Here is a 729-nt window from a genome sequence, read left to right on the forward strand (position 1 = left end):
CTCCAAGAAGGAGATGTAATGCGACATTATTTACGAAAAGCAAATCCGGCTGAAGTGAAGAAGGAGCAAATATTTTCTTCTACGATAAGCCATGAAGAGCTACAAGCAAAATGTTCTGGAAAAGAGAACTTCATTTTGCTTGATGTTCGTGAACCCGCTGAATTTGCGCTTAAACATATCCCTGGATCTAAGCACATCCCTCTTGGCGAACTGGAGAACAGACTTTCTGAGCTGAACTTGGAAGAAGAGATCGCAGTGATTTGCCAAGCTGGAGCACGCAGTGAAATGGCTTGTCAGTTCTTAGTTTCCAAAGGCGCTAAAAAAGTCAAATCTGTGCTTTCAGGCATATCCGAATGGGCTGGAGAAACTAAGGGAAGCGAATCCATATGAGTACGACAGCAGGAATTTATACAAATAATCAAGAACATGTTCAGTCCAAAACAACGATTGTATTATTCAGCGGGGAGCTGGATAAGGCGATTGCTGCATTCATTATTGCGAATGGAGCGGCAGCATATGATCATGAAGTAACTATTTTCTTTACTTTTTGGGGGCTAAATACGCTGCGCAAGGATGAAATCGTGAGCACCAATAAGGGAATGCTCGAAAAAGCCTTTGGCTGGATCATGCCTCGTGGACCCAAAAAGCTTGCACTATCCAAAATGAATTTTGCCGGACTCGGTCCACAGATGATCAAGCATGTCATGAAAAAGCACAATGCGCTTTCCT

The 729-nt window shown here is 43.1% G+C and carries 2 protein-coding genes; both read left to right on the forward strand.

Going from position 1 to position 729, the window contains the following annotated elements; genetic code table 11:
- On the forward strand, window positions 1-390 hold a 390-nt coding region (locus GRP75_RS28610; protein WP_160791072.1), incomplete at its 5' end, for a rhodanese-like domain-containing protein.
- The coding region (locus tag GRP75_RS28615) for a DsrE/DsrF/DrsH-like family protein (RefSeq protein WP_160791073.1) at window positions 387-729 on the forward strand (343 nt) is incomplete at its 3' end. The genes GRP75_RS28610 and GRP75_RS28615, both read left to right, overlap by 4 nt.

The organism is Paenibacillus sp. OT2-17 (genome assembly GCF_009827695.1).
Lineage (GTDB): Bacteria > Bacillota > Bacilli > Paenibacillales > Paenibacillaceae > Paenibacillus > Paenibacillus polymyxa_B.